The following is a 25,310-nucleotide window of genomic DNA, read 5'->3' on the forward strand; positions in this document are numbered from 1 at the left end:
CACCCACAATAAAAAAGCCCGCATTATGCGGGCTTTTTAAACAATTAAAACTTCAAACAATTATGCTTGTTCGATGTCTTTCATTGTTAATTTAATACGGCCACGGTTATCTACATCCGCAACTTGTACTTTAACTTCTTGACCTTCTTTCAACACGTCTGCAACGTTCGCAATGCGTTCGTTAGAGATTTGAGAAATATGAAGTAAGCCATCTGTACCTGGAAGGATGTTTACGAACGCACCAAATTCAACGATACGGATAACTTTACCTACATAAAGTGTACCTGGTTCGATTTCAGCAGTAAGTGCTTGGATTTTAGCAACCGCAGCAGCAGCAGCAGCTTTAGTTTCACCAAATACGCGAACTGTACCGTTATCTTCAATATCGATTGCAGCTTTTTTCAAAAATTTTTGAAGAACATAATGCGCTAGATCATGAAATTATTCGTTTAGAAAAAGACCCTGTTACCAGTAATGTCGAGGACATCGATTTACTAAAAAGAAAGAAACTCAAACTTAAGGATGAGCTTTATGTCATGCTTAAACAAGCTGAAACATCTACCGAATAATCTCTAATTTATAAACACCCACAATAAAAAAGCCCGCATTATGCGGGCTTTTTAAACAATTAAAACTTCAAACAATTATGCTTGTTCGATGTCTTTCATTGTTAATTTAATACGGCCACGGTTATCTACATCCGCAACTTGTACTTTAACTTCTTGACCTTCTTTCAACACGTCTGCAACGTTCGCAATGCGTTCGTTAGAGATTTGAGAAATATGAAGTAAGCCATCTGTACCTGGAAGGATGTTTACGAACGCACCAAATTCAACGATACGGATAACTTTACCTACATAAAGTGTACCTGGTTCGATTTCAGCAGTAAGTGCTTGGATTTTAGCAACCGCAGCAGCAGCAGCAGCTTTAGTTTCACCAAATACGCGAACTGTACCGTTATCTTCAATATCGATTGCAGCTTTAGTTTCTTCAGTGATCGCACGAATAGTCGCGCCGCCTTTACCAATTACATCACGGATCTTATCTGGGTTGATATTGATCACTTGGAATGTAGGCGCATGCATAGAAATTTCAGAACGAGCGCGTGAAATTACTTGGTTCATTTCGTTCAAGATGTGCATACGACCAGCATAAGCTTGGTTTAATGCAGACTCCATGATCTCTTCAGTAATACCTTCGATCTTGATGTCCATTTGAAGTGCAGTAATACCGTTTGCAGAACCTGCTACTTTAAAGTCCATATCGCCTAAATGATCTTCATCACCTAAGATGTCAGAAAGAACTGCGAAACGCTCGCCTTCTTTCACAAGACCCATCGCGATACCAGCAACTGGTGCTTTAAGTGGAACACCTGCATCCATAAGTGATAATGAAGCACCACAAACAGAAGCCATTGAAGATGAACCGTTAGATTCTGTGATGTCTGATACGATACGAATGACGTACGGGAAGCGGTCAGCTGCAGGAAGAACTGCCTGAACACCACGACGTGCCAAACGACCATGACCAATTTCACGACGTTTAGGACCAGATTCACGACCAGTTTCACCTACAGAGTATGCAGGGAAGTTGTAGTGAAGCATGAAGTTATCAGTTTTCGTACCCGCTAATGTATCTACCATTAACGCATCACGAGTATTACCCAAAGTTGTTGTTACTAACGCTTGAGTTTCACCACGCGTGAACAATGCAGAACCATGAGCGCGATCTAATACACCAACTTGTACGTCGATTGCACGAACAGTTTTAGTATCACGACCATCAATACGTGGCTTACCAGATAAGATGTTGTCACGTACTGTACGGTATTTAAGGTCTTCGAATAATTCGTCAACTTCAGCTGCAATACCTGTTTCATCTTCTTCAGGAACGAACTGAGCAACTGCTTCAGCATGAAGTGCATCAAGCGCTGCATAACGATCTTGTTTAACAGCAATTGTATATGCTTCAGAGATTTTAGCTTCGAAAGCTTCTTTTAATTTAGCAAGAAGTTCTTCGTTTTTAACTGGAGCAACCCAAGTAGATTCAACCGCGCCTGCAGCTGCAGCAAATTCTTTAATTGCTTGAATCGCGATTTGCATTTCGTCATGACCAAACAATACAGCACCAAGCATTTGGTCTTCTGAAAGTTCTTTCGCTTCAGATTCAACCATAAGTACTGCAGATTCTGTACCCGCAACAACAAGATCAAGATCAGAATCTTTCATTTGTTCGTGGTTAGGGTTAAGAATGTATTCACCATTGATTAAACCAACGCGTGCACCACCAACTGGGCCACGGAATGGAACACCAGCAATTGACATGGCAGCTGAAGTACCAAGCATTGCAGCAATATCGGCATCCATAGTTTTGTCAGAAGAAATAACAGTCGCTGTTACTTGAATTTCGTTGTAGAAACCTTCTGGGAATAATGGACGAATTGGACGGTCAATAAGACGTGAAATTAAAGTTTCAGCTTCAGATTGACGACCTTCACGCTTACCATAACCACCTGGGATACGACCCGCAGCATATTGTTTTTCTTGGTAGTTAACTGTTAATGGAAAAAAGTCTTGACCTGCTTTTGCTTTAGGCTGAGCCACAATAGCAACAAGAACTTGTACGCCACCCATAGTAATTACAACAGTGTTCGCCTGACGTGCAACGCGACCTGTTTCTAAAATTACATTATGTTGACCATATTGGAATTCTTTACGAATAATATTAAACATTGACATGTATTTTTGTTTCCCGAAATTATTCTAGTGGAGACCCCTAAGGTTTGGCATTCACAACAACTAAAAATAGTCTTGCAGTATAAATGACAAAGCTTAGAAGCCGACCTCACCAGAATCAAACATACTAATTTTAAACACAAAGAAGGAGCGAACATTCGCCCCTTCCCCATTATCTAGCCGAGACTAGATATTCTTTTGTTTTCTGTACTAGAGCAAATAACATGCAATAATTCGAAAAACAAAGCTTAAATCGAATTAACGACGTAAACCTAAAGCAGCAATCAAAGCGCTGTAACGAGTAGCATCTTTACCTTTAAGGTAATCAAGAAGCTTACGACGTTGGTTAACCATACGGATAAGACCGCGACGGCTATGATGGTCGTGTTTGTGCTCTTTGAAGTGACCTTGTAAATCATTGATTTGAGCAGATAAAAGTGCTACTTGAACTTCTGGAGAACCAGTGTCGTTTTCAGCGCGAGCGAATTTTGCAATGATCTCTGCGCGATCTGCGTTTGTTAAAGCCATTCGATTTCTCCGAGATGCTTATATTAGTTTCATTTGATACGAATCAAACTGGTTCTTCAAAACCAATTTGACTGCCGTGCATCACTACAGCAAGTTAAGCATTTTAAGGGAAAAAGCATTGAATTGCAAAAGAGAAATTTGATGCGTATTTAATCAACTTAAGTTAAAGAATAAAAAATCAGAGATACATACAAAAGGTACAAACTTTCACCGAACATCAACATTTCGTTAATTTATTTATGATTATTACCTATATATATTAACAGTTAAATAAATAAAGCGGCTTGAGCAAGCCCAAACCGCTTTATTCGTGCGCTGTATTTTCTTCTTTTATCGCTATTATTATTTTATTTATTTTTATTCTTTAATGCTTTATGCATTTTTAGTTATAAATACATATATCACAAGTGATGTATGTATTAAGTTGTTGAAGTTATTTTGACAGATTTAAAAATGTGATAAATTAGGCATTTTCGTATTCATTTGTAAGTTTTTACTTACAGAAAGTGACTCGTTTTCATATTTTTATTTTGGACAAAGAAAAGCCTTGTAGTCTCTCCCAAAACTACAAGGCTTAGCGGCTGTAAGTTTCCTCTTTCACTCACTTCAATGTAAGCTCGTTGTCTACCGACGTTCTTCTTATTCTTTTACGATTATGTTTAGCAATCCTTGCTAAACTTGTTGTATGAAGCAATCTTCTCAAAAAGAATGATAAAGCTCTATGCGCAAATTGCCTGAATGTTTGTAAGCCATTTCGTACAAAACAAAAAACCTCTTTAAAATCAACCCCTAATTTTTATAGTTTGTTCAACTTATTTTGAATACCACTTCGTCTAGAAGTCTTAACTGTTAACGCTTGTATTAAAGATGCCGAATCTACCAATAAGCTAACCGCAGCTTTTGCACGTGTAATTGCCGTATAAAGCAGCTCTTTGCTTAATAAAGTTTGTGCTGCCTGATCGAGAACAACCGCTGTATGCGTAAATTCTGAACCTTGTGATTTATGAATAGTTAAAGCAAATGCTGTTTCAATACTTTTTGGAAGTCGTGTTGCAAGCACCCATTTTTCTAAGCTAGGGAAATAAACATTAAATTGTGTTTTTCCATCTTTTATTTGCTTAAAACAAATTCCAATATCACCATTAGATAAGCCTAATTGATAGTCGTTATAAGTCATCATCACAGGACGTCCAACATACCAATCACCCTGCTTCATTATGTTTAGTTGCGCTAAAACACGTTGTTCAATTTGATGATTAATTTGCGCTAAACCGAATGCACCATGACGTATTGCAGTTAAAATTCTATAATCATCAAAAGTTTGAACAATAGAATTTACAAGTAAATCTGGATCATCACTTTCTAAATATTGTTGTAGCGCCTTTATATAAGATGAATACCCCAACATCAATTTGTCATAATACGTAGTTAAATCTGATTGGTTCGAAAGTTCTGAAGGTAAATATTCTAAATTCACCTGATCTTGCATACCTTTAGATAAAACAATTTCGGCTAATTGAGTTGGTTGTACAACCGCTTTATGAAAAGCATCTAAAATAGAATCTATAGATTGATGATCATGCGATTGTTGAATAAATTTCGCCATTTCACCAATTAAAGCACCTTCTTTAAATCGACGACTTGTCACTAAATTTACAAAGTTATCTTTAAACGATTCTACTTGCTGTAAATCTGCCAACACAGAACCTACATCTACTGAAGCAAGCTGATTTGCATCGCCTAATAAAATAAGTCGGGCGTGATCTGGTATTGCAGCAAACAGCATGTTCGCCAAATTCAAATCAAGCATTGAAGCTTCATCGACCACAATCACATCGTAAGGCAATGGTTGTTTTTCATGAAAACGTGGTTGATGGCTATTACCCAAACCTAAAAGTCGATGAATGGTAATGGGTGTAAGCCGTTTTAAATCATCACTTAATAAATCTTGTAGTTTTTCATCTTCAAAAGATTTCTGAAGTGCCTCTTTCATTCGCTGTGCAGCCTTACCTGTGGGTGCTGCCATTGCAATTCGAATGTCTGGAATTTCTTGATTTAACACAGCAATAATACGTGCCAAGGTATACGTTTTACCTGTCCCTGGTCCACCAGTAATAATACTAAAACCATGTTCAGCAACCATTTCTAGAGCTTTCTTTTGATGAGTATCTTCAAGTAAATCATGGCATTTATGGAGTGGAATAGCGGGAACTTTTTGACTTTTTAAACGTTTTACTTGCTGGCAGAGTGCATGTTCTAGCGCCCAATAACGGTATAAATATAAATACTGATTATCGTAAATGAAAGGCGCTATATTTTGGCTAGAAACATCATTTTCATGTATCACTAAGCCATTTAAAGCTTCAATAGCTTCTAAATTTAAGCTTATACAGCTATCGCCCTGCGTTACAGCTTCTAAAACATCCTGCATAATTTTTGTGGAAGTTTCCGTTTTTTCTGCATGATTAAACGGCGATTTTATTAAAAAATCACTCCATATTTGAAACCATTCTACAGCTTGGCTTTCAGGTTGTTGTTTAATCGTTCCACGCTTGTTTTCCACACAATTATCCTCAAAGTTATCCACAGACTAATATCATGTTTAATCAACTCTTTTTTTAATGATTTAGATATTTTCGACTAGTTTATCGACAAAAAAACTGCCTAATATAGAATCAAGTCGCAAAATAAATTCTGCATCAGGTTTCCAATAGTGTATGCCTTGCAGTTTCTCACCATTCATCCCTCTTAAATATAAATAGCTTGCGCCACCTAAATGTTGATGAATATCGTAATTTTCCATTTGTGCTGTTAAATAACGGTGCACAGCAACCAAATACAAACCTGCCTGTAACCAATAACTCGCTTGGGACATACTCTTTTGAATTTCCTCAACATTGTATTGAGATTGGTCTGTACCTAAGAAGTTACTTTTATAATCGGCGATTTGATATTGCTTACCATCAAAATAAACCAAGTCGATAGATCCTGTTAAATAACGTGCCGAATTTGTCTCATTCAACTCGAGTATTTCAATACCGTATTCTGCGAATAACTGATAAATCCGTTTTGTTGCTAAGACATGATCTGACAATGACAAATAAAATGGAAACTCAGACAAATGATTTTCCGAACTTAACTGATTAAGCTGAAAATCATCATGTAATGGCGTAGTTAAAACTTCTTTAAGCCATTCAGCCATTAAAGCAATGAGTTGATCTTCCGTACCGTCAGTAAATTCTTGATGATATTTTTCAGAAAGCTCTAACCATAAACTTGGATAATCATTTTTAAAACGACGATGAATTTCTAACGACCATTCACTCGTATCTTGAAAGTTAATATGTTCAAAAATTTCATGTAAGAAATTACCTGCCAATGTTCCCATTGGAAAATTACGCTTAATCCATGAAATGGGTTGAGTCGTTATGGTTTTAATTTCAGGAATTACATTGATTTCATCTTCAGCACTCTCCATTTTCTCAATTTTAGCCGCCAAAGCATCTATGGCTTGTTTGCGGGTTAAATGTTGCGCCAAAGCACTAAAACTTGTTTTTGTTCTAGGATAAAAACGCTGCGTTGGAAATTGCTGTGCTTGTAAAGATTTCGGTTCTACATCTGATGCTTTAAGCGCTAATGGACGCTCGGTAAGTAGCGGTTCATCTACACTAAAAGGATGCTGAAAAACATCTGCACCTTGACCACGCCAAAATGCCAAACCTGTATTCGACTTTCCTTTTACATCCTGCAACATGGCATAAACACGATAACTTGCACGCGTTAAAGCCACATACCATAAACGATGCTGTTCGGCTTCTGCTCGTTCATTGTGTTGACCAACATCTTGTTCTGAAACAATAAGCTCATTATTTACAGCTACAACGCGCTGAAGTTCATTTTTACCCGTTTGCGGATTAAATTGCTCAACTGTGGAAAAGTTTAAAGTTTTTCTCTTATCACTAAAATTTCCATCAGCATTTAATAAAAAGACGATTTTAAACTCTAAGCCTTTAGATTGATGAATGGTCATCAACTGAACGCCCGCCTCATTCGACAGTTTTCGTTCAAGTTCCCACTCTCGTTCACTTGGCGATTGAAGTTGTTTTAAGTACCAATGATACAGACTTTGAGCACCTTGATATTGTTCACTATGTTGACTTAATACTTCCGTTAAATGGCGTAAATTTACGACCGATCTTTCATTGTCTCGGCTTTGCGTAGCAACTAAGTTTTCCCAAATTCTGAATAAATTCAGCGCATATTGCCATGCAGTTAAAAAGCCTTTTTCTAACCACATTTCACGTATTAAATCGAAATCATAAATAAATGAACTTAAGCCTTCAGCGTGCTGTTCGAGCTCAATCAGTTGTTGCAAATTGAAGTTTAAAAGCCTGCTCAGTAAAGCTCGCTTAATTTTTCCTTCATCATAAGGATGCATAATTGCCGTTAAAAATGCGCCAACATCTTTAGCAACTTGACTGTCAAAAATACTGCGCTTAGATGGACGATTCACCTTGATTCCCAAACGTTCCAACTCATATTGAGTTTTATCTAAACCATCGTGATTCTTTGATAAAATCGCAATATCATCGGCAATTAAATAACGTGGTGAAGCTTCATCTAAATATAATTTTTTCTCAATTCCTTGATTGAGCAAATCTCGAATTTTCCATACAACTTGAATGGCTTCTGTGCTTTTATCTTCAAGCATTAACCAACGTAAAGGTTGATAATTTTTACCATTTTCATCGACCAATGCAGGATGCGGACGTGAACCAGCCTCAACCAAACTATAAAAAACGTTTTCACCAAAATCCATTTGGCGTTGAAATAATGCATCTACAACTTCAACCAATTCTTTCGTTGATCGATGGTTATATTTCAAACTATAAAAATTCCCTTTTTTGGCAATAATATCTGCACGAGCTTTGTTATAGGTCAGCATATCTCCGCCACGAAAGCCATAAATGGCTTGTTTCGGGTCGCCCACCATAATCATACAGCCTTGCGTATAGCGTTTTTGATCACGCCAAATTTGTGCCAGCATATCATCTTGGTCTTGGTTGGTATCTTGAAATTCATCAACCAAAATTAATGGATATTTCGCCTGTACAAACTGTGCAAAACGTTGCCCTTGAACACCTTGTAAAGCTTCAGACAAAGTTCGAATTTGCTGTGCAAATGTCGTTTCACCTTTTTGTTGTAAAACTTGCGGCAAACGCTTTTTCACTTGCTGACTTAAAGTGAATTTTAAGTACGCATCTAATACATCTAAATTAATATTCAGTTGAGATAATTCTTCAAAAAAGGTTTTTAATGCCTTAATCACCACATGATTATTAAAGTTTTCAAGTACATCTTCAGCACATTTATTGAGTGCTTTTTTCGTAGATAATTCAGTTAAATATTTAACGGTTTGTTCAAAATGCGGTGCGAATAATGCATAACTACGTTGCTCTGCCAAAGCCGCAAAAAACGCTGGTAAATACGTGGTTAATGTCTTTTGCATTAAGTCATCCGTACGCCACTTTTTTGCAACAACAGAATTGTACTGACCATCTGGCAGATAATATTCACTTAAAGTTGCAACTTGGCTTAAATCCAGTTTTAGTACCTGATTTATGGCTTGTTCAAACGCATCTAGGTTAATTTTTGGTGCTTCAATTTCTTGAAATTGTGCCGATGCGAAATTTAAAGTGTTTTCCACAACAGCAACATAATTATCCACAGATTTTAGTTTTTTCTGTAAAAGTAGATAATTTATAACATCCTGTGACTGCTCCTGAATCCACTCACGCAAAGCATCATGAATTAGTTGCAAGGTATAGCTTTTCGCATCATCGGTAATTTCAGCACGTTCAATTTTGCCACTTTCAAATGCAAATTCACGTAATAATTTTTGACTAAAACTATCGAGTGTTCCTACAAATAATTCATCAAGCTGATCGATCACCAATTTTAAACGGCCGCTTGCATAATCAACTTGCGTTGCGTAATCGCTTAAAACCTTTTTATATAAAGGGTCTTTTTCTTGCTGAATATAAGCTTGAATTTCCGCTTCAGTTGAATGTTGAAACTTCTCAAAAAAACGTAAAGTATCGACCAAACGCATTCGAATACGTGACTTTAATTCTGCGGCAGCTTTTCGTGTAAATGTGGTCGCAATCACTTGATTTGGCAAATATGGACCCAGAAAAATACGCACCATTAAACTTGAAAGCGTAAATGTTTTTCCTGTTCCTGCCGAAGCTTCAATCCAATGCAAACCCTGAAATTGCATATCTGCAATTGGGTCGAAGGAAAGCTGTTGCGATGTTTGAGGATTATTCATTTAATTACTCCTCAACCGTAATTTGATGCATAAAAATTGGATTGTATAAGTCATATGAAAAACGCTTACATGCATCTTCTAACAAAATAGTCGCGTCTTGTTCTTGTAGAATAAAATCCCAATCTCGATGATGTTTTGTTGCTTCATTTTCAGTGACGGAAAAGCCTGTGAATTTTCCATCAAAATTCCAGTCTTTATACACTTCATCCATTTGTTGAATAATCATGTGCTGACTTTCATCAAGTGCCCAATCATATTTTTTATTTTTTTCAGCAGGCTTTAAAATTAAAGCAGCAGGTAAAACAAAAGGCTGTGTTTGACCATATTCCCAAGCGTTAAACCAATGACTTAAATACGTTCGTGCTTTGTTAGATGAAACCCCTTCGCAAGCAATTGTACTATCACTAAAAATGACAATTCTTGCATGATCTTCACCGCCATCGCCTAAATTCAAATAAGCAATCCACAGTAAATATTCAAGCCAAACCTTGGCACGGCGTTTCGCTCGTGCGCTTGATGCTTCTAGGCTGACCCATTTTTTTGCACCGTGTTTTGGCAAACATAAATTTATATGTAGGTTCTTATCTACACGCCAAATTTGCTGAGTCGTTGCGGTTTCAGTTTCTGCGTATAGCTGTAAACGAGTAAGCAATTGCGCCTGTTCAACCACGCTCATTTGCCATGCACTTTCCTGAATTTTCCCTACAGGAAGCTTATCCATTAAAAGCTGTGGATTTTTCTTACCTTCATGTTTTTTCAGAAAATCACGCATTGCATAACGCCCTAAACCATCCAGTAGTAAGGGTTCTTGCGTATCGGGTAAATCTTCTGCTTTTAAGTTTTTCACGCCCAAGCTTTTTAAATATAAACGTGCAGGGAACGTTACGTCTTGAATCCATTGATAACTATCAAGAACCTGAATATCTTGCTCTAATAATGGATATTGCGTATTTACCCATTGGCTACGCTGCGTCTTAGCAAAACGAATTTGATTCGCTACTTTGTACCATTGATCTCGATAGCGAATAGTTTCGATAGATTCAAAACCTACAGGGTCAAAGGGTTGTAAAGTATGAACGTGATAAAGCGACTGCAATTGTTGTGCAACCTCAATGCCTTCTATAGAAACCGTTTCATTTAAACTAGAATCGGTTTTTTCAGCTTTTACAATAAGTGCCAAATGCTGAATAAACTCTTGTAAAACGGTAGATGGATCACGCACTTCTCCATCGCTGACATCGAAGCCGTTATAGAACAGCCACAGATTCTCTTGCGCCAATAATAGCGAGTCTAAAAATGCGCCTTGCTCATCTTCCAAACGTGAACGATCACCTAATTGTGGTTTTAAAATTTCCATTAAATCGAAAGGTAAATGCGTATTTCGATTTGGGAACTTTCCACTATCTAAGTTCATCATCACAATGAGTTTATAAGGTAACGGACGTAATTGCCCAATTTGGCTAAATGTCACTTGTCCTGTGGGTTCAGCTTGTTCAACTTGTGAATCGAGCAGTACATTTATTTCTTCTAAAATATAGCCCAACGGCAAACTTAAGGCGTTTAATGCATTATGATTTTCTTCATCGTAAAAACTTGCCAAAGTCAGCATTCTGTCTTGTTTTTTAATAATTTTATAAACGGAATTTAACGAATCGACCCCTGCATCAATAAATTCATTTACATCATCCATTAAGGTTTTCAGCCATTTTTCTACACAAATTTTCTTACCCAATTCATGTGCAATCATCCAATTTCGACGTGCTGAAAAGTCTTGATATATTTGAATAAGTTTAGCAATTAGTTCAAAATCGCTTGGTAAAACTTGTGCAAAACTTAAAGTATTATTGAAAATAGCATGCTCTGGAATTGCCACACCCAATGCCAAACGGTCTAAAGCAAATTTAAAACTAAAACGATAATCTTCATCACCCTGCTTTAAGCTTTGCTTTAAATGTTCTTCATCGAAACCGCGTTTAAACCCTGCCGCAATGAGTAACTCAACCATTCTGTCTACACTATTAATATCTAACTCGTAGCGAAGCAATGTGGCACTTAAACCCAACCAATCCGCAAAGTCTTCAATGTTAAAACGACCTTGAATGAGTTGGATTCTACCCAGCACAGAACGCCATGCATTTGCTGCATCTATTTGTGTCACACCTGCAATTTGCACAGGTAAATAAATACTGTCTTGGCTTAAACGTTGCGCCTGATTTTCACGTGAATGATGTAAATTTCTATCACTTGGTGGCGGAGCAAAAATACTTCGAATTAAGGGTTCAAGCTGTTTTAAATTTGGCGTTAAAACCAAAATATCACTTGGCTTTCTTGGGTTTTCTTTATCACCTTTTGAAAGCCAGTGAATAAGCTGATCTTTTAAAACTTCAAGTTGTCTTTGAGATGAATGACAAACATGAATTTGTATAGAATCATCATCCACTTTTAAGTCGTATGCATTTTTTTCAGGCTCAACCAAATACAAAATATCTGACTGAACTTTTGCCAGCAACGTATCTGCATACTCATCGACAAAAAGGTCTGCCCAAACCCCTTCTTCCCCTGATGACAAATTAGATAATAAAGAGAAATGGTCACGTGCTTGCTTACCAAAACGTGTGAGTAATGGATGGCGTGATTCACGCGTTTGAGCATTAAAATTTAAGGTAAATTCTTCAAAAAACTTTTGAATTTGTGCATCGGTTGCATTCGGATTTTTTTCAATGAAACGCTCTTTTACCCGAACGTCATAACGTGCTTTCCAATTTGGATCGACACTATCTGCCCAATACTCTTGCGATGGGTTGTAATGCAAAATATAAATATCAATGTATTGCCCCAAACGGCGCAAAAACTGTAATTGGCTTGGCGGTAAATCTAATAGTGTAAATACCACAAGTTGATTAGGTAACTTTTTAAGAACATCATTGGGCTGTTTAGGTGAACCTAAAGCTTGCCAAAATAGAACATCAATTTCTTCCATTTCCTTAAAGTCTTGGTCGAAAACTTCTTGCCACAGCCAACGTTGCCAAGCTTCTAATTCTTGCGCTTGATTTAAGGTAAATACTGAAATTTCCGTGTTGGTTTTAAAGAACATGTTTTCTATATTCAGTTCTTTATTTTGTCCCCAAGCTTCTAGCCAATTGGTTTGGCAATTACATGTGCCTTCACAAGCTTTTTGACAATGTCCTCTATAACTCATGTAATTGGAAAATAGTTGAGATACTTGTTGAGACACCCAGTACAACATATTTTGCTTTTTAAGCTGCTTTTCTAAACCCTGTTCTAAACGATCTGCACTGTCATAAATACGCTGAACAATTGGGTAAAGTGGATGTTTTGATTCGAGAGGATTTTGTTCTGCTTGAATAAATTCTTTAAGCGCCTGAAACACACGCCATTTAATAATTAATCTAGGAATATTGGCTTTACGGACTTTGTCTTTATCGTTTTGTAAAACTTGCTGATAGGCAGACCATTGAAAACCACGAATTCGATGATGAAATAACGTGTTCGCACTAATGCCTTTTTTTTCTGCCAAACGCTGTGTTAGCCATGCTTCAATAGCAGGTGAAGGTACAATAAAATGTTGTGTTTTTAACACGTCAAATGGGTTAGATGTCGGTTTTCGAACAGCCTTTAGCATCGCATCAACAAGCACATCTATACGCTGACTTTGAATGACATGAATCCCCATTAAGTTTAATTCCTTTTCAATTTTTGCAATACAAAACCATAAAGATTATTTACTATACTTCAATGTCTGTCTATGTCACTTTAAAAACGTTATTCACGGTAAAAATACTTTGAATAAAGCATCTTCAAAAGTTTTACATAGAAAATTTATACGCTTTTAAGGTACTTATAATATGAAAATAGATAATATTCCTGAATCAATTGATCCAACGCTGAATATTGAAGCTATTCGTGCTGAATGCCTCGAACTTGTAAAAAAGCGTTCTTATTTTTCTGCGGGTGCTGCCGTTATTCCTGTGCCTTTTATAGATGTCGTAATTGACGTTGGCATTTTGTCGCAGCTTATTCCTGAAATTAATACACGTTTTGGTTTAGCACCTGAACAGATTAGTGTGTATGACCCAAAAACCAAAGAAGTTCATTGGCAAGAACTACGCAAACGCGGCATCGAATTTTCTGGCTTAGTTGTGGCACGTACTGCGGTCAAAAAATCGATTAATAACGTTGCAGCCAAAGTAATTACCAAACAAGTCACCAAATTTATTCCACTTGGTGGGCAAATTATTGCTGCAAGCTTAGGTTATTTTGTCATGAAAAAAGTAGCTGAAGCGCATGTTGAAGATTGCTACCGTTTAGCACTTCAAATTCAGCAAAAACAAAAGACCGCAATTGTTCAATAATTTGAATTAAACACACTAAAAGTTTAAGTATTTAACCTCTGCTATTTCAAATAAATAGCAGAGGTTTTTTATAGATTTAATCTATATTTAGTTGTTTTAAAATTGCTTTTAATACTTCCAAACGTGCAAATTGTTTATTGTCTGTCGCAATAACATGCCACGGCGCATAATCTGTATTTGTTCGTTCAAATATATCTGCTGCGGCTTTTAAATAATCATCCCAACGTTCTCTATTACGCCAATCTTCCGCAGTAATTTTAAAGTATTTATGCGGTGTTTCTTCACGTGATTTAAAGCGTATTTCTTGCTCATCTTTGCTAATTGCAAGCCAAAATTTAATGACTAAAGTTCGACTATCGAATAAATCTTTTTCAAAACGATTTATTTCATTATAAGCACGTTGCCATTCAGCATCGTTCGCAAAGCCTTCAATACGCTCTACCAAAACACGTCCGTACCAAGATCGATCAAAAATACTAATCTTTTCTTCAGGTTGTAACTTTGTCCAAAAGCGCCATAAATATGGTCGTGCCAATTCATATTTTTCAGGTGCTGCAATGGTATGAATTTCATATTCACGTGGATCGAGCTTTTTCACAATGCGTTTAATCGCACCGCCCTTTCCTGCAGCATCCATACCTTCAAAAACAATTACGACATTTCGGTCATCAAAACGTAAAGCTTTAGAAACTTTAGATGTCAGTTTTTTTAATTCTTCTTTGTAGTCTTTTTCAGAAATTTCTACTTGCGGAGGATTCACTAAAATTTCAGGTATTTTTGCTTGTTTCCATTTTCCTTTGGCTTTTGTTTGATGTTCTGGAAGATGCTTTAATTTGCGTAAAACATGCTGTGCAAATTGCTGATCTCGTGAAATTTTATCTTCACAATCAATAACAATCCAATCTTCTGTAAAGCGCTGACGTAAGCGTTGCAAATTATCGTATTGTTTTTTATTGCGCCAATCTAAACCATGTAATTTGTGCCAATGCACTTCGCTTGGATCCATTTCATTTAAACGACTTTGTAATGATTTCCAAGATAGGTCGAACCAAATTTTAATGACATCTACATTGTTATTTTTTAAGTCTTGTTCATAGGCTCTCATGTTTTCCACGTATTCATCAAAAAGTGTTGAATCTAATGGGTTTGAAACATGAGATGCGGTTGATAATAAATCTGTGTACCAGTTGCCAAACATCACCAAAATTTGCCCTTCGGCAGGAATAGAGCGTGAATATGGCTGCCAAAATGTTTTTTTATGATCGAATATATGTGGCGCATCTGCTTTTACACGTAAATAGCGTGGATCGACCCATTCACGTAGTTGTTTAACCGCTTCGCCTTTACCTGCAAGTTCAATTCCATTGACTAAAATAAGTAAGCTTTTGGCGTTTGACTGCCCGCGAGTTTCTTTCATAGCGTATTGCGCTTGAATAAGCTCTACAGACAATTGTTCTTCTTGCATTGGTTTAAATTCAGTTTCTTTTAACATCATGATTCATACTTTTAGCGCCCTATTTCTTGAGTATATAAAAAATAGGGTTTGGTATGAGAGAGTTTTTGTTAAGTAATTGGATTTGATATTATTCGATATAAAGTAATTTCTTTAGTTACTCATTATTTCATTATTATTCCACAATTCTATTTAACCAAATTCGTCACGCTACACTCCAACAATCTTTCTCAACAAATGACTTTATTTAAAACACACTGACGCATCATTTCATGACTTTTTTCTCCCAAACCATAGCGTAACTATAAAACTCACACTAAAATTCATGCATTAAGTACATCACCTGAGACGATACATGTCTAAACTTGCTGTTTTAGATGAGCTTTTAGAACTTTATTACCAACTGAAATACCATAAAAATCAGGACATTTTTTACCGCCTACAAGACGTGCAAACATGGCAAAAGCAACGCATACAACGTACACATGCGAAACAATTTGCAGAAAAACAAAATATTTTAATGTCAGAATATTTTTTAAATCGACTGTATGGCGGGCCAGATTTCGATGCTTTAGCAGGACAAATTGCACGACTTGTAAAATATGCACATAAAGCAGAAAAACTCATTCCTGAAAATGCCATTAAAACAGGAACAGCAGGTGTGACATTAGCCATTTTAGCCGTTCAGCTAGATGAAGAAGTTGCCATTCAATTACTTGAAGATTATCCAAATAATCCTGCTTTAACAGATGAAATGATGCGCTTAACCTACTTAAAGCTCAATCAAGGTGAAAACCGCTTAAGGCAACTACGCCTGCTAGATGAACTTGGTATAAGTTTAGACAAATACATGCGTTCATTTATGGTTCAAGCTGCATTTAAAATGTGTAAAGGTGCAGCAACTAAATATCACTTTGAAGTAATGTATGACTTTATGCAAGATGGCTTTTTAGCGCTAAAACCGTTAAAGTCGGCAGAGAAATTTGTAAAAGAATTTACTGCAATTGAACGACAAATAGTTGATAAAGTTCATGCTGGCGATTTAAATCCATTTCAATAATGGGCAAAACTATTTAAAGGGGAAATAAGTCTTCGCTTTATTTTCCTGTATATTATTCATAACAATTGCACGCTGATTGCTGTATATCGACTCATAATCTGTCATCATGCAAGCACTGCAACATTAACCCTATTCTTATGTTAGGAGTGACTCAAATGTCGAATGAAAATCAAACGCCTACCCCTTCTTCTGCGTCGGCACAAACAGACAAAGTGAGTCCTTTTCTAACCGAGCCACTTCCTCAAGGTGCGCCACAAGGTCAACAACAATCTTTAGAACTACCAACTTCAGACACACCTGCAACTGGCTCTGTTCCTAAATATAATCTTCCACGTGGTGCAAACACAGGCAATGTAGGTGCAACTACGCATTTTGGCTACCAAACTGTAAGCAGTGAAGATAAGGCTCAAAAAGTAGCTGAAGTTTTCCATTCTGTTGCAAGCAAATACGACATCATGAATGACTTAATGTCATTTGGTATTCACCGCCTTTGGAAACGCTTTGCAATTAATATGTCGGGCGTTCGTCGTGGTCAACGCGTACTTGATATTGCTGGCGGTACAGGTGACCTTGCAAAAGTATTTAGCCGTGAAGTAGGTCCAACAGGTCATGTTGTCCTTTCAGACATTAACGAATCTATGCTCAATGTTGGTCGTGATCGTTTAATCGATGCAGGCTGCACAAATGTAGATTTCGTACTTGCCAATGCTGAAACTTTAGAACCATTTGAAGATAATAGCTTCGATCTTCTTACTATTTCTTTTGGTCTACGCAACGTAACAGATAAAGATGCTGCACTTGCTGCAATGTACCGTGTGCTTAAGCCAGGTGGTCGTTTACTTATTTTAGAATTCTCTAAACCTGTATTTGAACCATTCGCTAAAATTTACGATTTGTATTCATTCACGGCTTTACCAATTATGGGTAAAATCATTGCAAATGACTCAGAAAGTTATAAATATTTAGCAGAATCTATTCGTATGCACCCAGACCAACGTACTTTAAAAGGTATGATGGAAAATGCTGGATTCCAAAACTGTGATTATCACAACTTAACAGCAGGTGTTGTTGCTGTTCATCGTGGTTTCAAACTCTAAGGGTTTTACTATGTGGTCGATTCTGGCACTTGGTGCAGTTGAACGATTAGTTAACCATGTTATTGATTTGGATGCGATTACTCGCATTCAGCTCAATGCACTTCAAGGCAAAATGCTTCGTGTGGTTTTAGACAAACCACAACTTTCAGTTGATGTTTTCTTCGATGAAAATAAAGTTCGTTTAGAACCAACTGTAACGGGTCATAGCGAAGCATCTTCAATATTTGAACAACGCCCTTTCGATAAAACCCAACAAGTTTTTGAAGCAACAGCAACATTACACGTAAAAAATGTTGTTGAGCTACTGAAGCTTTTGGTTTCAGATGAAGTTGGAAATATTCCACTTCAAGGTGATTATCACTTATTGCAAGACATCCAAAAAATTATGCAACAAGCTGAACCAGATTTAGCTTCGCATTTAAGTCCTTGGATTGGTCCTAGCCTTGCACATGAAATTGGTAAAATTCAACGTGCGCCCAAGCATTTAAAAAAGACTTTGCAAAGTTATGCATTTTTCGCTGAAGATGCGTTGAAAGAAGACACGGGGTTATTTGCTTCACGTTGGCAAATGGACGATTTAAATCAAGATACTCGTACTTTCAAACAAAACTTAGACCGCGCTGAAGCTAAAATTCAACAGCTTCAATCGCAAGTCGATGCATTAGAAAATACAACTCAAAATTAGGTAATTACATATATGATTCCGCACGTTTCACGTTTACTCGAACTTTGGCGTATTGCAGCGCACTATAGACTCGACACGTTGTTCCCTGCGGATGAATTGCCTGAAAAAGCCCGTCATGTTTTAAGCATCATTCGCATGCACCCTGCTGCATGGTCAAGCAAAGAAACTAAAAATCCTTTAAAGCTAAAACAAGCTTTGGAAGATATGGGACCACTTGCTATTAAAATGGGACAGTTGCTTTCAACACGTCGCGACTTAATTCCACCTGAAGTTTTACAACAACTCACACTGCTACAAGACCAAGTAAAACCATATAGTGTTGATGTTGTAAAATCACGAATTCAAAACTCACTTAAAGCAGATGTTGCAACGCTTTTTTCTCGTTTCGATGAGCAACCTTTAGCAGCAGCATCTATTGCACAAGTTCATACCGCAGCATTACATGACGGGCGTGAAGTTGTTGTAAAAGTGACACGCCCAGATATTCGCGCGCAAATTATTCAAGATTTTGAAATTCTAGAATGGCTAGGTCATAACCTAGAAAAACGTCTAGAAGCTGCACGTGCTTTGCATTTATCTGAAATTATTCAAGACTATCGTCAAATCATTCTTAAAGAACTCGATTTAACTTTAGAAGCAGACAACACACGTCGTATGCGCCATTACTTCACAGGCTCAAGCATGATGTATGTGCCTGAAGTGTATATGGATAGCAAAGATGTAATGGTTGCAGAGCGTATTACAGGCGTTCCAATTTCAGACACAGCAACATTCGATAGATTGGGTATGGATCGTAAAGATCTTGCTGAAAAAGGTTTAACCATTTTCTTTACCCAAGTATTCCGCGATAACTTTTTCCATGCAGATATGCATCCGGGAAATATTTTTGTAGAAACTATTAATCCAAATGCACCACGCTATATTGCGTTGGATTGCGCCATTATGGGTGAGCTGTCTAAGCACGATCAAATGACCGTTGCACGTATGTTACTTGCTGTCATGAACAGCAATTTCATGCAACTCATTCAAATTGTGCATCAAGCAGGTTGGATTCCACCGGGAACAGATCAAGACGGCTTAGCAAGAGAAATGCGTCGTACAGTTGGCCCAATGGTTTCAAAACCAATGAGCGAGCTAGATTTTGCAGGAATTTTGCTTGAAGTCATGGATATTGCTCGTCGTTTCCATTTAGAAATTCCACCTCAACTTATGCTTTTACTGAAAACATTAGTTCATGTGGAAGGCTTAGGTACAGATTTATATCCAGACTTAGATATTTGGCAACTTGCAAAACCAATTTTGACAGATTGGGTCAAAGCCAACATGAATCCTGTGAAAAACATGAAAGAGCTAGGTCAGCAAATTCCTGACTTACTTCTTGGTGCACAAGATTTACCAAGCTTAATGATTGATAGCTTAAATGGTTTAAAAAACCAATCTGCATGGCAAGCGAAGCAATTACAAGAATTGCAAAATATGCGTTTGCAAATGGAACATCAACAAAAACGTAGTTGGATTTTTGGCAGTATTATGGCGATATTCCTCGCAATCTCTGTCATTGCGCCTTGGTACATTTCTGTTGTTTTAATTGCACTATCAAGTATTTTGGCAATTTGGCGTATTTCAAAATAAACATCGTATTAAACGTATTTCAAATACCTGCTTTAAAAGCAGGTATTTTTTTATCAAAAGAAAATCGCTTATGACTCTTGAGTCAACAAGTGACCACTCCTGCCATTGCTCATATAATTTCTTCATCTACAATCATTTACACGTTTGTAATGATCAAAAATTGTGATGCAAATTCTAAAAAAACAACCACGTGCTTTAAATATTCGTGCAGGTCATCTTGCACGTAAACTTATTGAAAAAGAAGGCTTACACGCACATCAGGTAGATACTATTCCCGGTGCAGCAGGTGGTCCGAAAGGCATTGGTATTCAAGGTTTAGATCAAGCAATTTTTGGTGATTTTTTAGCGCAAATACCACAGCGTAGAACAGTCATTGGTTCAAGCATTGGTAGTTGGCGTTTTGCGAGCATTTTGGCTTGGGGTGCAAAAGAAGGCACAGAAAGACTTTCTGAGCTTTATACAAATTTGCATTTCACCAATAAAATGTCACGCCAAGAAGTCGGTGATATTTGTAGAAATATGCTTTTTGATTTAATTCAGGGTAAAGAACAACAACTCGTTGAACACCCCGATTATCACATTGCAGTTATTTCCGTAAAAGCACAACATATTTTCCAAAGTGATAAATCACTTCCACTACTTGCTTCAGTTGCAGGAATTGTCAGTAGTAACGCAGTTGCGCGTAAACATAATCGTTTATTCATGCAACGTGTCATTAGCCAACCTAATATTGGCGAACAATTTAAAGTAGATGATGACTTTATTACGCATTATCAAGCACTCAACCTTGAAAATGTAACACCTTGGTTGATGGCTTCAGCTTCTATTCCGGGAGTTATGTCTGCGGTTCGCGATATTCCAAATGCACCTCAAGGCAGTTACAGAGATGGTGGTTTAATTGATTATCACATAGACCTGCCATTTCAAAGCAAAGGCATTGTTTTATATCCACATTTTACCGACAGCATTACACCCGGTTGGTTTGATAAAATGTTTAAAAGTAGAAAAGCAAACCCTGAAAATCAAGCACGAACATTATTGTTATCACCATCTCAAGAATATTTAAATTCTTTACCTTTAGGTCGTTTGCCTGACCGTAAAGACTTTACTTTAAAGGGTTTAGATCAACAAAAACGTATTCAATTGTGGAACCAAAGTGTGGCGGAAAGTCAGCGTTTGGGCGATGAATTTTTAGAAATGATTGAAAAGCAAAATTTTGCGGAATTTATGCAAGATTTATAATCTCTAAAATTGAATATGTTGCAAAGCATAAATGCTGAAGTTATTGCAAAACATTCGAAAGATCAGACCTATTTGGCAACTAACAATTTAAAAATAGATTAAGATTTATTTCCTTAAAAGGATGTGGATGCCGTACACTATCGAAACAATACGGCAAACGTATTGATTAATTTTTTGAAAATATTTTGGTGAAATACTCATGAATAATGTGCAATGGCTCGATGAAGTAAAATTTAACGAACAAGGCTTAGTGCCTGCTATTGCTCAGCATCATCAAACTGGTCGTGTGCTGATGGTTGCGTGGATGAACCGCGAAGCTTTAACCTTAACGGCTGAAAAAAACCAAGCAGTTTATTACTCTCGCTCACGTAATAAATTGTGGCATAAAGGCGAAGAATCAGGTCACTTCCAAACAGTTCATGAAATTCGTTTAGACTGCGATGCAGATGTCATTGTTCTTCAAATTGAACAACATGGCGGAATTGCTTGCCATACGGGTCGTGAATCTTGCTTCTACCGTAAACTTACGCCAAATGGTTGGGAAATTGTAGACGCTCAAATAAAAGATCCGAACCAGATTTACGGTGAAAAATCGACAAATCCACATACGCTTGCAATGAATGCATCAAATGCAAAATCTGAACAAGTTGATGTTTTGTCTTATTTAGGCAAAATGATGGCGGAGCGTAAAAAAGCCGATCCTGATTCATCTTATGTAGCAAAGCTTTACCATAAAGGCTTAAACAAAATTTTAGAAAAAGTGGGCGAAGAAAGCGTTGAAACCATTATTTCTGCTAAAGATTTTGATACAAAAGCCAATGAAGACAATAAAAATGATGTGATTTATGAAGTCGCTGACCTTTGGTTCCATACCATTGTAATGCTTGGCTATTTCGATTTAGATGTTCAATTGGTACTTAACGAACTTGCGCGTCGTCAAGGTTTATCTGGCTTGGTTGAAAAATCGAATCGCCAACATTAATTAAAAGTAAATTATCTGTGTCTGAAAATAACAAACCAAGTGCGACCTATGAACAAGCAACAGCGATTGATAACGCACGTCTTGGGAAATCTTTCAAAGTTATTGCGTATGCAGGCACAGGTAAAACCACAACTTTACAAATGATTAGCGAAGCCATGCCACAAAGACGTGGCATGTATCTCGCATTTAATAAAACCATTGCAGCAGAAGCGCAAAGTAAATTTCATCGAAATGTCGATTGTCGAACATTCCACTCTTTAGCGTATAGAAGCGTTCCACGTGGAGTAACCGATAAACTTCGCTTGCCACGTTTAAGCCCAAGTTTTATTGCCAAAGAATATCGCTTAGAACCTATTACGCTTCGTAGAATGATGGGCGGACGTTATGAAAAATACGTTTTAATGCCTTCACGTTTAGCAAGCTTAGTTGCAAATACTGTTAGTTATTTTTGCTCTACAAGTTCGCAATACCCTGCTCCTCGTCATATTCAAGCGCCAAGTTGGTTGCATCCAGATGATATTGAATCTTTACAAATTCATTTATATAAAGCCGTTGAGCGTCGTTGGTTAGAATCAATTGATCCCAATCATCAGGCAGGTATTGGGCACGATATTTACTTAAAACTTTGGGCATTGTCTGAACCGAATATTCCATCTGACTATGTTTTGTTTGATGAAGCACAAGATGCCGATCCGCTCATGCTTGGGATTTTGCTCAAACAGCGTAATTCTCAAGTCATTTATGTAGGCGATGCACATCAGCAAATTTACGCTTGGCGTGGTGCGGTCAATGCCATGCAACAATTACCGTTACCAGAATCTCGATTAACAACATCGTTCCGTTTTGGTGAAGAAATTGCGCTGAATGCAAATGCCATTTTAGGTGCGTTGAATGAAACTGTGCCTTTATTGGGTAATCCACAGCTCAACTCAAAAGTGGTAAATAAACCGCATACCAAAATGCGTGATGCGATTTTATGCCGTACCAATGCACGTGCAATGGAACTTTTACTTTCAGGTTTGGTACATGGCGATAAAGTGAGCCTTCAAGCCGACCATGTAAAACTCAATAAATTTGTTGATGCAGCAAGTATGCTTAAACAAGGCAAACGTGTAGTTGATGTTCCTGAACTCGCTTGGTTTAATTCTTGGCATGATGTTCACGAATATTGTGAAACCAATGATGGCAGCGACATTAAACCTTTAGTAAAACTTGTGGATGATCATGGAACTGATCCGTTAAAACGTGCTTTAGCCAAAATCACCCCTATTGGTCAAGCTGACTATATTATTTCAACAGCGCATAAAGCCAAAGGTTTAGAATGGGATCGTGTTCATATTGAAGACGATTACCAATTTAGACTAAACGATAAAGACTTTAAAATTAGCGATGAAGAGTTACGTTTATTATACGTCGCATGCACTCGTGCTAAGTTAAGCTTAAATATTCACCACATTTACGACTTGGTTCAAAAACTAAAAATTAAAATGCCAACGTCCTTACGTAAAGCTGTGGGTTAATTAAAAATAGGCATTCTATGAAAATAAAATCTATACAATTCAAACACATTACACATTTTACCGACACTAAAATAAATTTCGAATACGAAAGTACACCTATTACCCTTATTTTAGGTGATCAATGTTCAGGAAAAACATCTTTACTGCGCTCTACTTTCTTAGCGCTCACTTGGTTTTCTGCACGCTATAAAGATGCTCGTACGGCAGGTGCAGTTTTACCTGACCAAGACATTATGCAAAATCGTCTACAAGCCAAAATAGATATAAAAGTTCATATTCCTACAGAGATTGGCTCTCTACCTGAATCTATAAATTTAAGCGAAATTGAAACTCAAATATGTGATTGGCAACTTTATAAAACGCAGACTAAAGCTTCAGCAGGTCATAGCAAAGTTGAAACTCAAAAATTAGAAAAGCTTGTTACGCTCTATCAAAAAGCAGCTCAGTTAGATCCTTTACAAGGTTTACCGCTTATTGCCTATTACCCTTCCGAGCGTTTTGTCCACGAAATTAATTTAATTAACAAAAATAATCCTGCCATTTTTCAAGCAGGAAATGCTTATGAAATTACCGCCATTCCATACACAACATTCGCACGTTTTTTTGAATGGTTTCGTGAAATTTCAGATATTGAAAATGCACAAACTACAGATTTAGTGAATCGCTTAATTGCAAGTCAACAAAGCAATGATCCACATCAAGATTTAAGTTCGGCACTTATTAATGCATACAACCAAATGCATGCGCCAAACTTAACAGCATTAAAAGATGCACTTGCAATCATATTCCCAGACCTAAGTAACATCTATTTGCAATACTTGCCTAAACTTCAACTTATGGTGACGTACCAAGGCAAAACAATGATGTTCCAACAACTTTCCAATAGCTTAAAAAATTGGATTGCTTTGATTGGAGATATTGTTCGTCGAATGTGTTTGCTAAATCCATCAAGCCTTTATCCATGTTTAGAAGGTGATGGTATTTTACTGATTGATGAAATTGACCAACAGCTTGATCAAGATGAATGCTCAAATATTTTAACTCGCTTAAATAAAGCATTTCCGCAATTACAAATTATTGCGACAGGCAATCGCGTAGAATTATTAGAACAAGCAGCAGACTATCAATGCTTACAATTGCAAAATCAGCAATTACATCCAATAATGCCACCGCAATTTAACGTTAAATTTGATGAAATTTATCAAAATTTAAACTTAGATTCAGAAACTCTTCTTTCCGAAGAATCTGAAAATATCGAACACTTAAGTGAACCATTAAATACAGCACAAAGCATGTATGAACTTATTCATGAAAATTTAGATGCCGAACAATTTAAAGATCTACTTTTGTTGCTCAATAATAAAGAAAGCATAAGTTCCGAACATAAATTACATGAGTAAAACTTATTCAAATTAAGCCCTTGCTTACATTTATTAAAAATAACTCTTCATACAGCCAACCCATAGTCAAATGAACTCAGCGTATAATGTTTTATGTGAGACCGAAAAAGATTGATGTTGCGCCTTGGCTGTAATATGATCGGATTTATTTGCAAATTTTGTAAAAATATCGGATTTTGCAATCATTCCTAAGTTGCGCAATACAACTTACTGTTCATCTAGATTAAACATTTGGCTTTCAAGATTTAGAAACTTGGATAGTTCTTTGCTGT

The 25,310-nt window shown here is 36.9% G+C and carries 16 protein-coding genes and 1 pseudogene; 10 read left to right on the forward strand and 7 right to left on the reverse strand.

The genetic code is table 11. From position 1 onward, the window contains the following. Window positions 1–60 precede the first annotated feature (60 nt). Window positions 61–399 (reverse strand): annotated as a pseudogene (locus MZO21_RS11070) (S1 RNA-binding domain-containing protein); the annotation flags it as partial. Here MZO21_RS11070 and MZO21_RS11075 point away from each other — a divergent pair. Beyond that, on the forward strand, window positions 390–569 hold the full coding sequence (locus MZO21_RS11075) for a DUF465 domain-containing protein (protein WP_432613350.1): 180 nt from the start codon (window positions 390–392) through the stop codon (window positions 567–569). The pseudogene MZO21_RS11070 and the gene MZO21_RS11075 overlap by 10 nt on opposite strands. Window positions 570–644: 75 nt before the next feature. Here MZO21_RS11075 and pnp read toward each other — a convergent pair whose 3' ends face one another. From pnp to MZO21_RS11100, 5 genes are all read right to left on the reverse strand, one after another. Then, entirely contained in the window at window positions 645–2,732 is a 2,088-nt protein-coding gene (pnp, locus tag MZO21_RS11080; protein WP_171501202.1) for a polyribonucleotide nucleotidyltransferase, read from the reverse strand. 261 nt (window positions 2,733–2,993) lie between these two features. Continuing rightward, the gene (gene rpsO / locus MZO21_RS11085; protein ID WP_154772030.1) at window positions 2,994–3,263 is read right to left on the reverse strand and encodes a 30S ribosomal protein S15; all 270 of its coding nucleotides are present in this window, start codon (window positions 3,261–3,263) and stop codon (window positions 2,994–2,996) included. A gap of 796 nt (window positions 3,264–4,059) precedes the next feature. Next, a complete protein-coding gene (recD, locus tag MZO21_RS11090; protein ID WP_407060870.1) occupies window positions 4,060–5,826 on the reverse strand; it encodes an exodeoxyribonuclease V subunit alpha in 1,767 nt (588 codons plus the stop codon). 63 nt (window positions 5,827–5,889) lie between these two features. Then, window positions 5,890–9,594, reverse strand: coding sequence for a UvrD-helicase domain-containing protein (locus tag MZO21_RS11095; protein ID WP_248101912.1), 3,705 nt, complete (start codon window positions 9,592–9,594; stop codon window positions 5,890–5,892). A gap of 4 nt (window positions 9,595–9,598) precedes the next feature. Next, complete coding sequence (locus tag MZO21_RS11100) at window positions 9,599–13,288, reverse strand: exodeoxyribonuclease V subunit gamma (protein ID WP_154772028.1); 3,690 nt, start codon at window positions 13,286–13,288, stop codon at window positions 9,599–9,601. Window positions 13,289–13,460: 172 nt separating this feature from the next. On the opposite strand from MZO21_RS11100, the gene MZO21_RS11105 reads away from it, so the two are divergent. Then, complete coding sequence (locus tag MZO21_RS11105; protein ID WP_154772027.1) at window positions 13,461–13,967, forward strand: hypothetical protein; 507 nt, start codon at window positions 13,461–13,463, stop codon at window positions 13,965–13,967. 76 nt (window positions 13,968–14,043) lie between these two features. Here MZO21_RS11105 and pap read toward each other — a convergent pair whose 3' ends face one another. Next, a complete protein-coding gene (gene pap / locus MZO21_RS11110; protein WP_154772026.1) occupies window positions 14,044–15,462 on the reverse strand; it encodes a polyphosphate:AMP phosphotransferase in 1,419 nt (472 codons plus the stop codon). Between the two features lie 313 nt (window positions 15,463–15,775). Between pap and MZO21_RS11115 the strand changes: the two genes are divergently transcribed. From MZO21_RS11115 to MZO21_RS11150, 8 genes are all read left to right on the forward strand, one after another. Next, window positions 15,776–16,480: an FFLEELY motif protein gene (locus MZO21_RS11115; RefSeq protein ID WP_154772025.1), complete on the forward strand. Its 705-nt coding sequence runs from the start codon at window positions 15,776–15,778 to the stop codon at window positions 16,478–16,480. A gap of 155 nt (window positions 16,481–16,635) precedes the next feature. Further along, window positions 16,636–17,577, forward strand: a complete 942-nt coding sequence (gene ubiE, locus MZO21_RS11120) for a bifunctional demethylmenaquinone methyltransferase/2-methoxy-6-polyprenyl-1,4-benzoquinol methylase UbiE (protein ID WP_154772024.1) — start codon at window positions 16,636–16,638, stop codon at window positions 17,575–17,577. A gap of 10 nt (window positions 17,578–17,587) precedes the next feature. Beyond that, complete coding sequence (locus MZO21_RS11125; protein WP_154772023.1) at window positions 17,588–18,262, forward strand: ubiquinone biosynthesis accessory factor UbiJ; 675 nt, start codon at window positions 17,588–17,590, stop codon at window positions 18,260–18,262. Window positions 18,263–18,274: 12 nt separating this feature from the next. Beyond that, the gene (locus MZO21_RS11130; RefSeq protein ID WP_154772022.1) at window positions 18,275–19,894 is read left to right on the forward strand and encodes an ABC1 kinase family protein; all 1,620 of its coding nucleotides are present in this window, start codon (window positions 18,275–18,277) and stop codon (window positions 19,892–19,894) included. Between the two features lie 162 nt (window positions 19,895–20,056). Next, entirely contained in the window at window positions 20,057–21,136 is a 1,080-nt protein-coding gene (locus tag MZO21_RS11135) for a patatin-like phospholipase family protein (RefSeq protein ID WP_171501200.1), read from the forward strand. A gap of 199 nt (window positions 21,137–21,335) precedes the next feature. Then, window positions 21,336–22,118: a bifunctional phosphoribosyl-AMP cyclohydrolase/phosphoribosyl-ATP diphosphatase HisIE gene (gene hisIE / locus MZO21_RS11140; RefSeq protein ID WP_248101915.1), complete on the forward strand. Its 783-nt coding sequence runs from the start codon at window positions 21,336–21,338 to the stop codon at window positions 22,116–22,118. A 17-nt stretch (window positions 22,119–22,135) separates the two neighbouring features. Further along, a complete protein-coding gene (locus MZO21_RS11145; RefSeq protein WP_171501199.1) occupies window positions 22,136–23,638 on the forward strand; it encodes a UvrD-helicase domain-containing protein in 1,503 nt (500 codons plus the stop codon). Window positions 23,639–23,655: 17 nt separating this feature from the next. Then, the gene (locus MZO21_RS11150) at window positions 23,656–25,038 is read left to right on the forward strand and encodes an AAA family ATPase (protein WP_154772019.1); all 1,383 of its coding nucleotides are present in this window, start codon (window positions 23,656–23,658) and stop codon (window positions 25,036–25,038) included. Window positions 25,039–25,310: the final 272 nt, after the last annotated feature.

Source organism: Acinetobacter portensis, assembly GCF_023158935.1.
Classification (GTDB): Bacteria; Pseudomonadota; Gammaproteobacteria; order Pseudomonadales; family Moraxellaceae; genus Acinetobacter; species Acinetobacter faecalis.

Excerpts from the sequence above, each read along its gene's own strand:
- pnp (WP_171501202.1), bottom strand. The coding sequence starts at position 2,732 with ATGTTTAATATTATTCGTAAAGAATTCCAATATGGTCAACATAATGTA.
- MZO21_RS11130 (WP_154772022.1), top strand. The coding sequence starts at position 18,275 with ATGATTCCGCACGTTTCACGTTTACTCGAACTTTGGCGTATTGCAGCG.
- MZO21_RS11150 (WP_154772019.1), top strand. The coding sequence starts at position 23,656 with ATGAAAATAAAATCTATACAATTCAAACACATTACACATTTTACCGAC.
- pap (WP_154772026.1), bottom strand. The coding sequence starts at position 15,462 with ATGATGTTAAAAGAAACTGAATTTAAACCAATGCAAGAAGAACAATTG.
- ubiE (WP_154772024.1), top strand. The coding sequence starts at position 16,636 with ATGTCGAATGAAAATCAAACGCCTACCCCTTCTTCTGCGTCGGCACAA.
- MZO21_RS11095 (WP_248101912.1), bottom strand. The coding sequence starts at position 9,594 with ATGAATAATCCTCAAACATCGCAACAGCTTTCCTTCGACCCAATTGCA.
- hisIE (WP_248101915.1), top strand. The coding sequence starts at position 21,336 with ATGAATAATGTGCAATGGCTCGATGAAGTAAAATTTAACGAACAAGGC.
- MZO21_RS11105 (WP_154772027.1), top strand. The coding sequence starts at position 13,461 with ATGAAAATAGATAATATTCCTGAATCAATTGATCCAACGCTGAATATT.
- MZO21_RS11115 (WP_154772025.1), top strand. The coding sequence starts at position 15,776 with ATGTCTAAACTTGCTGTTTTAGATGAGCTTTTAGAACTTTATTACCAA.
- MZO21_RS11125 (WP_154772023.1), top strand. The coding sequence starts at position 17,588 with ATGTGGTCGATTCTGGCACTTGGTGCAGTTGAACGATTAGTTAACCAT.
- MZO21_RS11100 (WP_154772028.1), bottom strand. The coding sequence starts at position 13,288 with ATGGGGATTCATGTCATTCAAAGTCAGCGTATAGATGTGCTTGTTGAT.
- rpsO (WP_154772030.1), bottom strand. The coding sequence starts at position 3,263 with ATGGCTTTAACAAACGCAGATCGCGCAGAGATCATTGCAAAATTCGCT.